This is a genomic window from Leptospira barantonii (assembly GCF_002811925.1).
In the GTDB taxonomy this organism is placed as follows: domain Bacteria; phylum Spirochaetota; class Leptospiria; order Leptospirales; family Leptospiraceae; genus Leptospira; species Leptospira barantonii.
This window is the reverse complement of sequence record NZ_NPDS01000002.1, coordinates 555,456-570,915: the sequence shown is the minus strand read 5'-3', so window position 1 is coordinate 570,915 and position 15,460 is coordinate 555,456. Positions and strand designations below refer to the sequence as shown.

Genomic DNA, 15,460 nt, shown 5'->3' with positions numbered 1-15,460 from the left:
GACTTCATAATCTGGCAAAGGATTCAATTTTTTTTCAGGAACTGATATGTTAAACGGAGTCATTCTAACCCTTTTTGTTTTTGTTTCTCTCTTTCTGGTACTGCTCGTTATGATTCAGACCGGCAAGGGCGGAGGACTTTTAGGAGGAGGCTCCAGCCAATCCGTTTTCGGTTCTTCCACTGCGGACGTTCTGACCAAGGCCACTCGAGTAACGGCGATTCTATTCATCATTCTTTCTTTGATTCTTTCCTTTTTGTTCGCAAAAAAAGAAGATAAGCTGATGCCGGAAACGACTCCCGTATTAAGCCCGGCTCCCGAGGAGACTAAAAGTGAAACTACAACACCTACTACGACTCCCGCTCCAGCAACCCCTGCTCCGACAACCAATCCTTAATCGGCGCTCGGAACTCACTCGATTTAGGGAAGAATTTTCGACAAAAGAAAATTCTTCCTCGAAGATGAAACCGACGACGCGCGCAACTTCCCGACGAACCCTCTCGATTCTTTTTACTCTTCTAATATTCGTATTTTTACATACTTCTCTTTCCGCACAGAATAAGGAAGACGACGCTCATAAGAATAAAGCGTCCGACACCGCGTCCATTTTAAACCGAAGAATTCTCAGAGTGTATGAAGATCTCGGAATCGCTCGTGAACTTTTGAAGTTGGAAAAGATGGATTCGGTTCCCAACGGAACGTACGTTACATTCCTCGGGACTTATCCGAATCGAAAGGGAATCAAAGTGGTGAAACATTCCATCCAGGAAGGAAAGAACGGAATCGAAAAGGCCGAGAGCAAATCGATAACGCTCGAGTTTACGGGAACCACTCTTTCCAAGGTAATCACCGAGGTAAAAGCTGAGAATTCCGACGGTTCCGATACTACTCTGATCCGATTGACGGACGAAACCCCTCTCGATCAGAACGTGGACGACATTCTTCTGCAAGCCGATCGCAACGGAAAGGAAGTTCGTTATCCGATTCAGCTTCTCCCAGACGAAGGAATCAACCGAGAGAGATCCAACTTTAAGCAAGAATTTTACTTAAAACTTCTGGAGGATTTTCTGATTCAGCTCATGAGACTTCAGGAAATGCAGAGCCAGGAATCCGCAAAAAATAAAAAAAAGTTACTGCAAACTTTTAAAGATTCTCTACAATATTGAATCTTCATGTCCTCGTTGCAGGAAAATCTCTTAGAAAGAGCCGGTGAACTACAATCCATCTTGGATGGGATTACCGAGCCGTTAGTATTGATCGATCCGGGTTTTCGTATCCGGAGAGTAAATCGATCCACGCTCGAATTTTCCGGTCAACCGTCCTTTTCCTCCATTATAGGGAAGAAATGTTACGAGGTTCTCTACAACCGTGGAGACGTATGTCCGTATTGTCCGATGAAGGACATGCAGAACGGAGAAGAAAATTTCAATCAATACTTCGAATATCCCCGCTCCGATGTGAACCGGGAGATCTTTCATTCCGTGAAGGGTCAAAAGGAAACGCTTTACCTGGATTTTTATCCGATCGAGAAGGACGGGATCATCGGTTCCGTTTTGGAAAAGGTAAGTAATATCACTCGGATCAAAGAAAAGGAAGAGGAGAATCTTCGAATTCGCAACCTTGCTTCTCTGGGGATTTTTATTTCCGGAGTGGCTCACGAACTCAACAACCCTCTTACCGGAATGAGCTTAACCCTTCAAAGTCTTTTGAACAATCTCACTTCCATAGATCCGGAATTTTTCCGCAAACGTTTGGATATGATGAAAGAGGATCTAACGCGCGCGGCGATGATCGTTTCGGACATCATCAGTTTTGCAAAACCGGACCGCCTTGTAACAACCGCCGCGGACATCTACGAAACGATCCAAAAGGCGAAAGAAAACGTGATTTGGGTTTATCCCGTTCTTTCCAAAAACATCACCTGGGAAATTCTCTGCGAACCGGGAACTACATTTCAGTTCAATCCGGTAAAGATGGAACGTCTTTTTATCAATCTATTTAAGAATTCTTTGCAAGCCTTCGACTATGGAGAAGGAAAGATCCGCGTGGAAGTTCGTAAAACAAGAAACATGGTGCATATCATCGTGGAAGACAACGCCGGAGGAATTCCGGACAATCTGATCGATAAGATATTCTCCCCTTTCTTTACGAAGAATAAAACCGGAATCGGAACCGGGCTCGGTCTTTCCATCTGTCACTCCATCGTTCGTGAGCACAGCGGAGAATTGTCGGTTAAATCCTTCGAAAGAAAAACAAGATTCAGAGTTTCCCTACCCTTTACACAAAACCACGGGTATTCTTCCTAATGTACAATATTCTAATCGTTGAAGACATACATTCGATTCGGGAAGCGATCAAAGATTTACTCACAGGCAAGTACAATATCTTCGACGCGGAAAACTACGACGAGGCCATTCGAGTTTTAAAGAGCGAGGAGATTCATCTCGTCATCACGGATATTCGGATGCCGGGCAAAACGGGATTGGATCTGATCAAAACGATCCAACACGAATTCCCTCAGGTCCTTTACACTCTGATGACCGCGTATAACATCAACGACTACATCAACTTCGCGTATAAACACGGGATCTGGAATATCATTCCCAAGTATTCCTTTTTGGACATCACCTTGATTTCGGTGATGGTTCACAAGTTATTGACGAAAGATATCTTCGGCGTTGAAAAATATTTCGGACCTGAATTTACGATCCAGGAATCGGGCGCTGAAGATAAGGACTTTTCGGTTCCCCAACCGGACAGCATCGTCTACAAAAGAATTTATTCGGACGAACAGAGAAACTTTCTCTGCAATCGAATCGCCAAGTTTCTCGTCGAAAAAGGAGCGCCTAACGCGATCAATCAGATCCTAGAGGAACTTACTTCCAACGCGATGATCCGCGCTCCGCGCGATTCAAAAGGAAATTACAAATATCAATACGAACTTCCGTCCCGAGACTTAGTCATTCCTCTGGAGAATATTCAACTTGCCGAATCCGATTTTTTCGAAATCGGTTACGGAATCGCGGAGAACACGTTTATCATCGTGATCCGGGATCATTTCGGTTCATTGGATAAAAAGGAAATTCTAAAACGTTTGGATCGTCATATCACCGTGGATGAAACCACCGGTTTTCCTCCGGGGCTTGCGGATTCTCACGGTAGAGGTCTTTATATCTGCAGAGAAATTTCGGACCAGTTGATCTTCAACATCGAAAAGGAAAAAAGAACCGAGATCATCGCCCTGCTCGACAAACAGGGAAACAAAAGTTATAAGTCCCTTTCGATCTACGAAGTTTAAAAAATCAAAGATTGCGGTATAAGAATAGTTCCTTACCCGTTTCCAAAACGACGGAACCCTTTTTGCCCGAAGGAAAGAATCGAGCCGGTAAATCGGAACCTTTGATTCTTTCTTTTTTGAGAATTTTACCCGAATCGTCTATGAATAAAATTTCCTGATTCGCTTCGGCCGCAAACCAATCCCCGTTGTGAAAAGCGGTTTGATAAACCCCGTTCCCGGAATTTCGCTTAACGTTCAAGGACGTTTTCCCGGATGAATCGTAAAAGATCAACTTATCCGGCGCGGAGATCAAAACCTCTCCCGTATTGGAAACCGCCAAATAAAGTTTATGAGGATAAATCGTATCGAGATCGTAGGACGTAACCTCTTCTCCCTTCGCACCCAAGACGAGAATTTTATCCTTGTTTCCGTTCAAAAGGTGGACCGCGGTTTTGGAACCGTCCGGAGAAACGGAAACGCTCTTCGCAAAAACCGGATTCTTTTCCGAACCAAGATCCTTTTTGATTTGGATTGCACCTTTGGGATCGAGGACAAACAATTCTCCTCCAGAAAAAAGGACTCCCGTGATTTTGGAATCGCTCGCAAACGCATAGTCGGTCAAAAAACGTCCGTCGAGTTTTCCGGCCCCCGTTCCGTTTCCGTTGATATCTGAAAGAATCACCTGATTGTGATCCCCCGCGATCAAAAGAACCACGTTGCCCGAAGGAGAAATTCTAGGATAACTTCGAAACTCTTTCGTCCAAAGGATCTCGTTCGAGGGAGAATAAAAATTCACCTCGGCGCCTATCTTTTTGTATTCGAGATAACCCTTTGTGTTGAACGGATATTCGATTCTTCTCGTATCTTCGAGGGGAATTCCCGCGGAACTTTGGATCGTATAATACGAATTTTCGAATTTGTATCCGTTTAAATTCTCGTCCGGGTTCCATGCGAACCTCGAATCGTCCGCCATCCCCGCGTGTGCCGGTTTTGAAAACGCCCAGACCTTTTGGATCCCACTCGCGGTTTTATAAGGATTTCCTAATGTATAAAAGAATAATATCGTAAACAAAACGCCGAATCCGGCCACGGTTAAGAGTTTCATTTTTTGTCCTTAAGAAGATTGTATAAAAGATAAATTCCCGTGAACGCCGCGTATTCTCGAAACGATGCCCTTGGAAACGGAAAGTAGTGTTCGTGAATTTCCGTTTCCCCGTTTTTGCGAGCGACCCCGAAATAAACCAGACCTACTTTCTTTTGCGGTGTGCCTCCGCCCGGTCCGGCGATTCCGGTAACACTTACTATTAGATCCGTTTTCAAAACGGAAAGCGCACCCTCCGCCATTTCCTTTGCGGTTTCCTTACTGACCGCGCCAAACTCGTCTAACGTGCCTTGTTTGACTCCGAGCAAACAGGCCTTGACGCTGTTATCGTAAGAAATCACACTTCCGTAAAAATAAGAGGAGGATCCCGCTCTATCGGTCAACGTTTTTGCGATCAATCCGCCCGTACAACTTTCGGCCGTTCCGACGGTGAGTTTTTTATCGATTAGAATTTTCGGAAGTTCTTCGAATACGTCCGGGGTCGATTTGGCTCCGTAGACTTGATCGATCTTTTGCAAAAGAGAATCCACCAAGGAACGATCGGAGGATTGAAAACTCACTCGAATGTATCCGCGTTTTGCGGCCACACCCCATACTACTTTTCCGCTCGTGACCGATTCTTCCTTTGAAATAAATTCTTTCTGAAACAGGGATTCGCTCATCCACCAAACAAAACGAAATCCGGAATGTAGTTCCGTCGCGGAAAAAGTTTTGGAGATCCAAGGCGAAAGTTCGTCGCGGAACATCTCCGTCATTTCTCCCGGAACTCCGGGCATACAACATAGGTTCGCGTTTTCGCCTAACGTGATGACAAAACCGGGTGCGATCCCGACGTTGTTGCCCAGAATGATAGAACCTTCCGGAACCGAAACCTGACGGATCGCGGTTTGCATCGCTTCCTGAAAGTTTCTTCCGCGCAGTCTGTAAAAAGCCTCTAATCGTTGTTTGGCGACCGTGCTCTCGACGGCGGAAACACCTTTGAGTTTACACGCGACTTCCAACGTATAATCGTCTTCCGTAGGACCGAGCCCGCCCGTCATCACAAGAAGAATCGGTTGTTCCTTCGTCGATTCGTTTGCGAGTTTCGATATTTCCTCTTGAAGAACAATCGGGTCGTCCGGTAAAACCACGAACTTAGAAACGGAAAATCCCAACCCGAAAAGTTCGTTTGCGATCCAGGATGAATTCGTGTCCTGACTTCTTCCGGAAGTCAGTTCCGATCCGGTGGACAGAACGATAATTTTCGGTGCGGTCGACATTAGGCTTCCTTTTCCATTCTTTCGGGAGCGGAAACTCCGATGAGCGAAAGTCCTTCCGAAAGAACGTTCTTAGCCGCGAGACAGATTCTCGCGAGACCCAAACGAACTTCGGGTGTGGCATCCTTCAATCGATTGTTTTTTCCGAGATAAAATCCGGTAAACGTTTTTGCGAAACTCTGGAGATAATTCGTTACACGATGCGGTTCCATCGCGTTGGCCGCGTCGAAAATCTCCTCCGGAAATCTTGCGATCCAGAAAAGAAGACGTTTTCGTTCATCAGACATTTCTAATGTAGTCGCGGCGTCCTTGGAAGTTTCGTTTCCGACCTCGCGAAAGATCGAACAGATTCTTGCGTGCGCGTATTGCAGATAAAAAACCGGATTCTTATCGGATTCGTCTTTTGCGAGATCCAGATCGAAATCCAGAGGAGCGTCCAACGACCGCATAACGAAGAAATAACGACCCACGTCCCGTCCGTGTTTTCCCAAAAATCCTATCAGATCGCTCATCGTCTGAAAGGAACCGGCGCGTTTGCTCATCTTCACCTTTTGTCCCGATTCGAGAAGATTCACTTGTTGTGCGATGATGACCTTGAAGTTTTCCTTTTTGTATCCGATGGATTGAACGGCGCCCGCAAGTCTCGCGATATATCCGTGGTGATCCGGTCCCCAGATATCGAAGATACGATCGTATCCCCTTTCGATTTTATTCTTATGATACGCGATATCGGCGAGAAGATACGTAGGTCTTCCGTCGTCCCTTACGACCACACGGTCCTTATCGTCTCCGTATTCGGTGGAACGAAATACTTTCTTTCCGTCTTCTTCGAAGATCTGACCCGACTTCTCGAGGTCCTTCATCACCGCCAAAACCTTGTTCGAATCGTGTAACGTGCATTCGCTGAAATAATTGTCGAACTCAACACCGAACGCATCCAGATCCTTTCTTTGCCAGATCAGATTGTTTTCCACGGTCCAACCGGAACAAAGTTCCGCGAGTTCTCTGTATTTCTTTTCCTTTAGAAGGGATTCGATCTTCGGTGATTTTTCGGAATCCTTTAAGAGAGCGCTTGCAATATCCTTAATGTATTCTCCGCGATATCCTTCTGCGGGTAGAATATTTTTCTCCAAGATCGTTTCGATCGGAGTGGAATCGTCCGCTTCCTGAAGGGACGAAGATTCTCCCTTGATTTCGCGGATTCGGACCAAGGTGGAAACCCCGAGTAAAAATACCTGATTCCCGTAATCGTTGATGTAAAATTCCTTATCGACCTTATGACCGATCGCCTTCAAAAGAGAGGCCATCGCATCCCCGTTCGCCGCGGCTCTCGCCGAAACGATGTTCAGCGGTCCCGTAGGATTTGCGGAAACGAATTCAAGATTGATTTTAAGCGGATCGTTCGCTTTTGGAAAATAATTTCCGGAAAGAATCGAGGATTCGATGAATTTGAGAAGAAACAAAGGTGTGATTCGGAAGTTCACGAAACCGGGAGGAGTAAAGTCCACCGTTTCAAAAAGATCGTTTCTTTTTTTGAGAATCTCGACGAGATCGCCGGAGACTTGAACCGGATTCTTCTTAAGAATTTTAGAGTTTTCTAATGCGAATGAAGTGGAATAATCCCCGAATTTTTCATCTCGCGAATATTCTATTTTGATTTTGAACGCGCTCGGATCGACATCGGGGATGGAAGCGGAAAGTTCCCGAACCCCCTCTTCGAGCGCTTTTAATACGATTTGTTTTAGAGTTTCATTTTCTTTCATAGAATACGTTTTTCTTCCGGGAGTTCTCCCAGCTTTTTTCCAATTCCTGAAATACCATTTTTTTCAGATCCATCATGGAAACAAGTACTGATCGTTTTCCCCTTTCCTCTCTTTCCGCGTGCACCGGGATCGATACGGGAGTTTTTTGATCCCAGCGAATGTCCAGGATTACGAGAAAAAGAAGAATGCAAAAATAGAATAGAAATAGAATCGATTTAAGAAAGTTTTCCAAGATTTTCCCCCAGGGCTTCATAGAGAGTGACGGACGATTTCAATTTTTTTCTAAGAATGGGTTCGAGCATTCGATTGCAAATTCTGTCCAAGTCCAGAAGAGTTTCAACGGATATTTTTCTTTCCTTCAAATCCCGAAATCGAAGCATTAAAAATGTCTGAATCCATTGAACGAGTCCGAGATCGTTCTGATCGGTATGAAGACAATTTCCGCATACGAGTTCGAACGGCGAAGCTTGAAGCATTACGCTCGTCATCTCCTTGAGTTCGGTTCCGCAGGAATGACAAAGAAGTTCCTTGGATAAAAATCCTCCCGATACGAGAAGACGCAGTTTAAAAAAGGGAAGAATCAAGGCGCCGGGGCCGTTCTCCTCAAGCTCTTCAAGCGCACCGGATAAAAGACGGAATTCTCCGGGATGTTCCGCTCCGTCCGGCGTAAAGGAGGACGCAAGTTCGACGAGATAAGAAACGAGAACCATTCCGAAGTAACCGGACTTCGCTTTATCGTATCGATTCAGAAGCGAAATCTCCTTCACGTTATGCGTCTCTTTGTTCTTGGAGTTGTAATAATCCACGCTGGAAAGAGATCCGGGTTCGACTGAGGCGATGGGTCTTGTTTTGCTTTTTCGAATTCCTCGAATCCGAAAATTCTCCACCTGACCTTCTTCGGGAAGAAGTCGTATGATCGCGTCCCCGTCTTGGATCGTCCTCGATTCCAAAACGATTCCCTTGGCTTTTTTTAGAGATCCTGAAGCGCTTCCAGACATTCGTCTTCCTTTAACTTCATGATTCTTTCTTCCTCTTCCCCTCGTTCGTGATCGTATCCGAGAAGATGTAAAAATCCGTGAACCAACAAACGATAAAACTCGTCCTTTTCGGAATGTCCGATTTCAACGGCTTGTTTTTTGAGCGTGTCCACCGAGATAACAATTTCGCCTAACGCAATCGGAGGTAAGGATTTGGAATTTTTTTTGATTCTTTCGTTCAAAACGGCGACAAGAGGAGCGGAATCGAACTCGAGTGGAAAGGAAAGAACGTCCGTGGTCTTATCCTTGTTTCGTCTCAGAAGATTGATCTCTTTCATATCGATGTCGCTTATCAAAAGCAGACTTAGATCGCAGGGAGAATCGGATAGTTCACGACGGAAAAGAATTTTGCAGTTTTCGACGACTTCCGTTTCGTTCCACCAGGAAATAATTCCATAGTCGTTCGAAATGGAAACGGTATCGGCGATCAGTTTCCTTTCCCCGTTGCGGATTTCTGATTCTTATGACCGTTCGGCGAACCCATCGCATTCTTTTTTTCTAATGCTTTTGTGGCTTCCATACTCGGATACTTCGGTCTGGAATGTAAACTGGACAACAAAACTTCCTTAAAGGAGGCTTTTACGATTTCCAAATCACCGAGTGTCAGCCCGCATTCATCCAATTGATTTTCCGCGAGTTTGATTCCGATGATCTTCGTAATGAGATTGTCCAAAGTCTCCGTTGTGATCTCTTCCAAAGAACGGGAAGCCGCTTCCAGAGAATCTGCGATCATCACGATCGCGGTTTCTTTTCTCTGCGGCTTCGGTCCCGGATATTGGAAGTCCTGTTTTTTTAGTTTCTTCTTTTGTGTGGGAGAAAGTTCGGATAAGGCCTTGTGATAGAAAAAAGCCATCGTGGAAGTTCCGTGGTGTTCCGGAATGAAATCGATCACCTCTCTCGGAAGTCTCGCCTTCTTCGCCATCTCGATTCCGTCTAACACGTGATCGATGACGATCTTCGCCGCAAGAGCCGGATTGTTCTTATCGATGTTTTCCTTTTTGGGAATCAAGTGTTGATTCTCCACAAAAAAACCGGCGTTTGGAATTTTACCGATATCGTGAAAGTAAACTCCGACCCGAGTCAAAAGCCAATCCAGACCGAGATTTTGACAGGCGCGTTCGGAAAGCGCCGCAACCAAAAACGTATGTGTATACGTCGAAGGGGCCTTTGTCAAAAGATCCTGCAACAAAGGGTGTCCCGTATCGGCGAGTTCCATCAGTTTAAAACGGGTTGGAACGTTGAAAAGATATTCGTAGATCGGAAGTAAGAACTGCGCCGCGGTCGAACAAGCGAATCCGTTGATCAAACAAAGAACATACAATTTGAATATGTTCGACTCGATCAAATCCTTGATCCAAGAACCGCTTGGAATCGCAACCCAGTAGTTTCTCGAATCGAAAAGATAACCGCTCGAAGCGATGATGATCTGAACGCCCGCGATATAAAGCCCCGCCTTGATGAAGTCGATCCGTTTTTTGAGATTCCTTCCGTAACTCGCGGAAACGATACAGGAAACGAACCCGAGCATAAACGAAGTCGGATTGTAATGCGAAGCCATAAACACGAAGAAGGAAAGATAGAATCCGATCGCGATCGAAAGTTGTTCGTCGTAGATAAAGCTAATGATAAGACAGACCATACCCACGGGAACGAACAACGCGAAGTAAAAGATCGTGTCGTATTTGGTTTCGAAGTTGAAGAAGATTCTCGAGGCGATCGTACAACTTAAAACCAAAAACCAGATCAAAGAGAATACGATCACGTTACTTGAAACATCGTTCAATCGTTTCGGATTGTATTTTTTCAAAAAGATATAGATGATAACGACAAAAACCGTTTGAATCAGAAGAATCGAAACGATCGAAGCGATGTTCGCCCGAGTCGCATACGTGTTGACTATTTGCAGTTTTTTGAATATTTCCGGGGTTATAATTTCTCCCGACTTAACGATCACTTCGCCGGCGAGAACCCTGGAATTGAGCGGTTCGGCGCGATCGGCGGCGAACTGTTTTGCGGCTAAGGTTTCTTCGGTGTTGTAAGAACAGGAAGGATTGGAATAGATATAACTCAGTGAAATTTTCTGAACGATAGGAAGCACTGCCGGATCCATTCTGGAAAGTTTTTCCTGAGCCATCCGATTGAGAATACTCACAGTATCCGGATCTCGATACAGATGCGATCTCGGAATGATATAACCGCCTTCGAGATTCGAAGTCTGTTCCTTGATTCCCTGATTTCGAACTCTTGCACCCGAGGTTTTTACCGCGGTGAAATCCGGAGGGACGTCCCGCAATATGCAAAAAGAAGAAAATACTAAATTAGAATATTGTTGAACGATATCCTTGAGTTTTCCCTTGCCCGGCGTTTTGTATAGAAGTTCGATCTCTTCCTTGGATCTGTTTTTCCAACGAGGTACGACATTTAGAAGTTCGGGATAAGCTCGACCTTCGGCGCTAGGCTTAAAGGAACGAAAATTCTCCATATCCTCTTGAATGGCTTTGTTGATTTGATCCTGTAATGCGGCGTAGTCTCGATCAAAAACGAAAGGAGCGGATTGATAAGCGGCGAGTTTTTTGGCCTTGGTTTTGTCCTCGTCTTCGTAGACGATTTCTTTTGCGGAAACGATCTTTTCGGGAGCGGTCTTTCCTTCCGAATACAACCCGTCCGGTGAAAGATCCATTTTATCCTGACCGAAAAAAGGAATGGCGAGCATCCAAGTCACCATCAACAGAGTGATGACTACAAGAAGAACTTGGAATCTTCGGACGAACAAAATCGGACGGACCCGGGTCAGCGTGTCCGTAATCCATGCCATAGCGGATTCGACTTGTTCTCCCGGACTGGGCATACGATTACAACTCCTCGAATTTACGAACGATTACTTCAACGAGCGGATGTCTGGTAATATCTTCTTTCCCAAAAAACACCATTCCGATTTGATCCGTGTTTTTGAATAAAGTCACCACTTTTTCGAGTCCAGAACGACCGTGATCCAAGTCGATCTGAGTCGAGTCGCCCGAAATACACATACGGGAAGATCTTCCCAAACGAGTCATAATCATTTTGAGTTGGGCGAGAGTGCAGTTCTGCGCCTCGTCCAATATAATAAAGGCATTCGAAAGAGTTCGTCCGCGCATAAACGCGACTGGAGCGATTTCGATCTTCGTAAGTGCGATGTATTCTTGGGTTTTTTCAGGCCCGATACATTCGTTGAGAGCGTCGTAAACGGGACGTAAATAAGGGTCCACCTTTTGGTTGAGATCACCCGGTAAAAATCCGAGATTCTCCCCCGCTTCGACGGCCGGTCTTGTAAGAATGATCTTGTCGATCGTTCCCGCCTGTAAAAATCTACATGCGGTCGCTACGGATAAAAACGTTTTACCGGTTCCCGCAGGACCAAGCGCGAACGTGATCAAGTTGTCTTGAAAAGAATGGAAATACGTTTCCTGATTACGAGTACGAGGATAGATATGTTTTCCTCGGTATGTGGTGAGAATTTTTTCGCTCGGTTTCCAAGGCATGGCCCGATCGGTTTCGGTTTCCCATACCTTTTTTTTGCGAAGCTCCTTACCTGCGTCTTTTAGAATATAAGCAAAATCGAATGAATCTGTAAAGTCCCTGTCCGGTCTTTCGCGATAGTTCGCTTCGAGTTTTTTAAAAAAATCCAAAGCGAAATCCACTTTCGCGGATTCGCCCTCGATCTGAAAACCGTTTCCCCTCGGGATGATGTCCATCTCGAGTTGTTTCTCGAGAATTTTCACACCGTCGTCGTTGATCCCGCAGATCTTACGATAAAGATCCTGATTCTCGAAGTTGAACTGTTCTTTGCGCGTGGAAATAAGTTTATACCTTTACCAGTTTGATCTTCAACTCTTGAAGCTGTTTTTCTTCAACGGGAGAAGGACATTCGCTCATGAGACAAAGACCCTTTTGAGTTTTCGGGAAAGCGATCACGTCTCGGATCGATTTTCCTCCGGTGAGGAGCATCAGCATACGGTCGATACCGAACGCCAAACCTCCGTGAGGTGGAGCTCCGTATTCGAGGGCTTCCAATAAGAATCCGAATTTTTCCTTCGCTTCTTCCTCTTCGATACCGAGAACCTTAAACACTTGATTCTGAATGTCTCGGGAATGAATTCTAATGGAACCTCCGCCGATTTCGACTCCGTTCATAACGAGGTCGTACGCTTTGGCGGTCGCGTTGCCCGCGTTCTTCTGCAGGGTTTCCATAGATTCAAAATACGGAATGCTATCGTCGGACGGTGAAGTGAACGGGTGATGCAACGCGTCCCAACGTTTGTGGTCCTTGTTCCACTCGAACATAGGAAAGTCCACGATCCAAGTGATGTTATTCTCCCCTTCCTTCGGAGTTTCAAAACGTTCCGAAAGTTTCAAACGAAGAGCGCCTAACGAGTGATTGACGATTTCCTTTTCGTCCGCGCCGAAGAACAACATGTCCCCTTCTTTCGAATTACATGCTTTGGAGATCGCGTCGAGTTCTTCTTGTTTAAAACGTTTTGTGATCGTGGATTCGAGACCTTGAGCCCCGTGTTTCATATAAGCAAGGCCCTTTGCTTTGTAGTCGCGATTCAGCCAAGCCGTATAATCTTCGATCTCTTTTCTGGAGATGACGGAGCCGCCCGGAACACAAACCACCTTTACGGTTCCGCCGCTTTTCACGGCGCCCGAGAATACGTTGAAGTCGCAGTCTTTTACGATTTCGGAAACGTCCACTAGTTTCATACCGAAACGAAGATCCGGTTTATCCGAACCGTATTCTTCCATAGCGGTTTTATAAGTCATTCTCGGAAAAGGAACGGTCAATTGAATGTTAAAAACTTCTTTATAGATCGACGCGACGAGTCCCTCGATCTCCGCGAGAATTTCCTCTTGGCTTACGAATGAAAATTCCATATCGAGCTGAGTGAACTCGGGTTGTCTGTCCGCGCGTAAGTCCTCGTCTCGAAAACATTTTACGATTTGGAAATATCGTTCCATTCCACCCACCATCAAAATCTGTTTGAAGATCTGAGGAGATTGTGGAAGCGCATAAAACTCGTTCGGATTCAAACGGGAAGGAACCAAAAAGTCTCTCGCACCTTCCGGAGTGGATTTGTTCAGGATCGGAGTTTCGATTTCGACGAACTTACGTTTGTTGAGATAATTACGAATTGCGAATATGAATTCGTGTCTTTTGATCATCCGATTCTTCAGTTCTTCTCTTCTGAAATCCAGATAACGGTATTTCAATCTGAGTTCTTCGGAAACGTCGTCGAACTCGTCCAAGGAGAACGGAGGGGTTTTAGCCGCATTCAAAATTTCTAATTGATCCAGAACCACTTCGATGGTTCCGGTTTGCATTCTCGGGTTGATGGATTCGGCGTCGCGTTTTTTGAGAGTTCCAGTGACCGCGAGAACGTATTCGGAACGAACCTTCTCGGCAAGCGTAAAAGAATCTCCGAGAAGTTCCTTGCGTGCGACAACCTGAATGATTCCGGTTCTATCGCGAAGATCGATAAAAATCACACCACCCTGATCTCTAAAACGAAACGACCAACCGTAAAGAACGATCTTTTTACCTTCTTGGGATTCGTTTAATTCTCCGGCCCAAGAGCGCTGTTTATAACTTTCCTGAATCCACTGTTTCAATGATTTCCGTTTCCTATTGAGACCTTCACGCGGTCCGTAAATTAATCTATATTATCAAATCTGCTAAGCTCGGGCCTAAAGGCAAGATGAAAAGAACCGATAGGACCGGAACGGTTTTTTGCGATGATGATCTCGGCCTTTCCTCTCATCTCCGGACTGATCTCTTCTTCGGCTTTTACCTTCTCCTCTCGATAGATGAACGAGACGATGTCGGCATCCTGCTCGATCGCACCCGATTCCCGAAGGTCGGAAAGCTGAGGTTTTTGATCCTTGGATCTTTGTTCCACCGCCCGAGACATCTGAGAAAGAGCGATGATCGGACATTTCGCTTCCTTCGCCATCTGTTTGAGGGAACGGGAAATCGAAGCGACCTCTTGTTGACGACCGCCTTCCTTGTTCTTCGGATCGCTCATGAGCTGTAAGTAATCCACGACGATCAGTCCGATTTTTTCGGTAGTGAGAAGTTTACGAACCCGTCCCTTAAAGTCGTCGATCGTCAAACCACCCGAGTCGTCAATGTAGATCGGAGCCGAGGTCACACGAACGATGGATTCCAAAAGTTTGGGAGCGTCGGAACGAGTGAGTTCGGATTTTTTGAGTTTCATCGATTCCACTTGAGAATCGGCGCAGACCATCTTGAGAAGAAGTTCTATCCGGCTCATCTCGAGCGAGAAGATGACAACCGGTTGGTTGTAAATGAGCGCCACGTTAGACGCGATGTTGAGTGCGAACGTAGTCTTACCGTTACCGGGACGGGCCGCGAGAATCATCAACTCGTGCTCCTTCAAACCGGAGGTCGCTTCGTCGAGTTTGGTGAAGTTCGTACGAAGACCGGTGATCTGTCCCCGATTCTTCATGATCTCCATGATGTAATCGGAAAGAGCTACCTTGTCCGAGGAAACCGGAAGCAGACCTTTTGCGTCTATACTTCGTGAAATTTCGGTGAGATTTTTTTCTACCGTGTTGAATACGGATTCGTTGTCGCCCGGTTCTTTGCGGATCAACTCCAAGGAATCTTGGAGGATCTTCGCATACATTCTTCTTTCCGAAAAACGTTTGATCCGAGTCGCGTAGTACGCAAGAGGTTGTGTGACTACGGTGTCTCTATAAAGAGAATAGATATAATTGAATTCTTTTTCTTCGTCTTTAAGAAGGGAATTTTCCTTGAGAAAGTTCAGGACGGAAACGGGATCGATCGTGATCCGTTTGTCCACAAGGTCGGCGATCGCCTTATAGACTCTTCTGTGGAGATCCACATAAAAGTCTTCGGGATCGATGGGAACATCTATGAGATTGTCCGCCCCCTTAAGAAGCAGGAATCCTAAAAAGGCTCTTTCGGATTCCGGTTCGTATAAGGAGTCGGACTGCATGGTCCCCTA

At 45.6% G+C, this 15,460-nt stretch carries 14 protein-coding genes; 4 read left to right on the top strand and 10 right to left on the bottom strand.

Going from position 1 to position 15,460, the window contains the following annotated elements; genetic code table 11:
• Positions 1-46 precede the first annotated feature (46 nt).
• From secG to CH367_RS07410, 4 genes are all read left to right on the top strand, one after another.
• A complete protein-coding gene (gene secG / locus CH367_RS07425; RefSeq protein ID WP_100761841.1) occupies positions 47-394 on the top strand; it encodes a preprotein translocase subunit SecG in 348 nt (115 codons plus the stop codon).
• A gap of 64 nt (positions 395-458) precedes the next feature.
• Positions 459-1,163, top strand: coding sequence for an endostatin-like outer membrane lipoprotein LenA (lenA, locus tag CH367_RS07420; protein WP_100761840.1), 705 nt, complete (start codon positions 459-461; stop codon positions 1,161-1,163).
• A 6-nt stretch (positions 1,164-1,169) separates the two neighbouring features.
• Complete coding sequence (locus CH367_RS07415) at positions 1,170-2,303, top strand: LIC_12097 family sensor histidine kinase (protein WP_100761839.1); 1,134 nt, start codon at positions 1,170-1,172, stop codon at positions 2,301-2,303.
• Complete coding sequence (locus CH367_RS07410) at positions 2,303-3,295, top strand: response regulator transcription factor (protein WP_100761838.1); 993 nt, start codon at positions 2,303-2,305, stop codon at positions 3,293-3,295. The genes CH367_RS07415 and CH367_RS07410 overlap by 1 nt, the downstream gene beginning before the upstream one ends.
• A 4-nt stretch (positions 3,296-3,299) precedes the next feature.
• Here CH367_RS07410 and CH367_RS07405 read toward each other — a convergent pair whose 3' ends face one another.
• The 10 genes from CH367_RS07405 to dnaB form a co-directional block, all read right to left on the bottom strand.
• Complete coding sequence (locus CH367_RS07405; RefSeq protein ID WP_100761837.1) at positions 3,300-4,379, bottom strand: WD40 repeat domain-containing protein; 1,080 nt, start codon at positions 4,377-4,379, stop codon at positions 3,300-3,302.
• Positions 4,376-5,635: a nicotinamide-nucleotide amidohydrolase family protein gene (locus CH367_RS07400; RefSeq protein ID WP_100761836.1), complete on the bottom strand. Its 1,260-nt coding sequence runs from the start codon at positions 5,633-5,635 to the stop codon at positions 4,376-4,378. Before CH367_RS07400 ends, CH367_RS07405 begins: the two co-directional genes overlap by 4 nt.
• Positions 5,635-7,395, bottom strand: coding sequence for an arginine--tRNA ligase (gene argS, locus CH367_RS07395; RefSeq protein ID WP_100761835.1), 1,761 nt, complete (start codon positions 7,393-7,395; stop codon positions 5,635-5,637). The genes CH367_RS07400 and argS overlap by 1 nt, the downstream gene beginning before the upstream one ends.
• Positions 7,382-7,627, bottom strand: a complete 246-nt coding sequence (locus CH367_RS07390; protein WP_100761834.1) for a hypothetical protein — start codon at positions 7,625-7,627, stop codon at positions 7,382-7,384. The genes argS and CH367_RS07390 overlap by 14 nt, the downstream gene beginning before the upstream one ends.
• The gene (gene recO / locus CH367_RS07385; RefSeq protein ID WP_100761833.1) at positions 7,611-8,393 is read right to left on the bottom strand and encodes a DNA repair protein RecO; all 783 of its coding nucleotides are present in this window, start codon (positions 8,391-8,393) and stop codon (positions 7,611-7,613) included. The genes CH367_RS07390 and recO overlap by 17 nt, the downstream gene beginning before the upstream one ends.
• Positions 8,366-8,779, bottom strand: coding sequence for an rRNA maturation RNase YbeY (ybeY, locus tag CH367_RS07380; protein WP_100761832.1), 414 nt, complete (start codon positions 8,777-8,779; stop codon positions 8,366-8,368). The genes recO and ybeY overlap by 28 nt, the downstream gene beginning before the upstream one ends.
• Positions 8,780-8,859: 80 nt before the next feature.
• Positions 8,860-11,280: an HD family phosphohydrolase gene (locus tag CH367_RS07375; protein WP_100761831.1), complete on the bottom strand. Its 2,421-nt coding sequence runs from the start codon at positions 11,278-11,280 to the stop codon at positions 8,860-8,862.
• Positions 11,281-11,284: 4 nt separating this feature from the next.
• Positions 11,285-12,166: a PhoH family protein gene (locus tag CH367_RS07370; protein WP_040913369.1), complete on the bottom strand. Its 882-nt coding sequence runs from the start codon at positions 12,164-12,166 to the stop codon at positions 11,285-11,287.
• 109 nt (positions 12,167-12,275) lie between these two features.
• Positions 12,276-14,081, bottom strand: coding sequence for an aspartate--tRNA ligase (gene aspS, locus CH367_RS07365; RefSeq protein WP_100761830.1), 1,806 nt, complete (start codon positions 14,079-14,081; stop codon positions 12,276-12,278).
• Positions 14,082-14,122: 41 nt separating this feature from the next.
• Positions 14,123-15,451 (bottom strand): replicative DNA helicase, encoded by a 1,329-nt coding sequence (gene dnaB, locus CH367_RS07360; RefSeq protein WP_100761829.1) that lies wholly within the window; start codon positions 15,449-15,451, stop codon positions 14,123-14,125.
• Positions 15,452-15,460: the final 9 nt, after the last annotated feature.

What these genes read in the sequence shown, in the direction of transcription:
- secG (WP_100761841.1), top strand. Translation starts at nt 47, where the DNA reads ATGTTAAACGGAGTCATTCTAACCCTTTTTGTTTTTGTTTCTCTCTTT.
- lenA (WP_100761840.1), top strand. Translation starts at nt 459, where the DNA reads ATGAAACCGACGACGCGCGCAACTTCCCGACGAACCCTCTCGATTCTT.
- CH367_RS07415 (WP_100761839.1), top strand. Translation starts at nt 1,170, where the DNA reads ATGTCCTCGTTGCAGGAAAATCTCTTAGAAAGAGCCGGTGAACTACAA.
- CH367_RS07410 (WP_100761838.1), top strand. Translation starts at nt 2,303, where the DNA reads ATGTACAATATTCTAATCGTTGAAGACATACATTCGATTCGGGAAGCG.
- CH367_RS07405 (WP_100761837.1), bottom strand. Translation starts at nt 4,379, where the DNA reads ATGAAACTCTTAACCGTGGCCGGATTCGGCGTTTTGTTTACGATATTA.
- CH367_RS07400 (WP_100761836.1), bottom strand. Translation starts at nt 5,635, where the DNA reads ATGTCGACCGCACCGAAAATTATCGTTCTGTCCACCGGATCGGAACTG.
- argS (WP_100761835.1), bottom strand. Translation starts at nt 7,395, where the DNA reads ATGAAAGAAAATGAAACTCTAAAACAAATCGTATTAAAAGCGCTCGAA.
- recO (WP_100761833.1), bottom strand. Translation starts at nt 8,393, where the DNA reads ATGTCTGGAAGCGCTTCAGGATCTCTAAAAAAAGCCAAGGGAATCGTT.
- CH367_RS07375 (WP_100761831.1), bottom strand. Translation starts at nt 11,280, where the DNA reads ATGCCCAGTCCGGGAGAACAAGTCGAATCCGCTATGGCATGGATTACG.
- CH367_RS07370 (WP_040913369.1), bottom strand. Translation starts at nt 12,166, where the DNA reads ATGGACATCATCCCGAGGGGAAACGGTTTTCAGATCGAGGGCGAATCC.
- dnaB (WP_100761829.1), bottom strand. Translation starts at nt 15,451, where the DNA reads ATGCAGTCCGACTCCTTATACGAACCGGAATCCGAAAGAGCCTTTTTA.